Annotated in this window: 1 protein-coding gene; it reads right to left on the bottom strand. The window is 30.2% G+C overall.

The window, feature by feature from the left end:
* Positions 1 to 255 (bottom strand): hypothetical protein (locus tag QI155_RS11035; RefSeq protein WP_281321690.1); only part of this gene is annotated, 255 nt, incomplete at both ends.

Raw genomic sequence — 255 nt, 5'->3', positions numbered from 1 at the left:
CCTTTAAAAAATATACTATCAAATCCTTCGTAGCCTAAAATTCTTCCAATAGAGCTTAAAATCTTATCTAAATTTTCTCTATAATTTTCAATAAAAGTTTTAACATCCCAATTCAATAATTCTGTATCATAGTACTCATATAAAGTATCAACAACAAAGTTTTCTAAAAACGTCTTAATTCTTTGCTTTGCGTTGCTACCATGATACTCTTTTGCTCTATTCCACTCTCCCTCTACTGTTCCGAAAGGAAGAGCT

The sequence above is a fragment of the Thermodesulfovibrio sp. 1176 genome (genome assembly GCF_029946585.1).
In the GTDB taxonomy this organism is placed as follows: Bacteria; Nitrospirota; Thermodesulfovibrionia; order Thermodesulfovibrionales; family Thermodesulfovibrionaceae; genus Thermodesulfovibrio.
The sequence above is the reverse complement of the archived record's forward strand: the minus strand, read 5'-3'. Positions and strand labels throughout refer to the sequence as shown.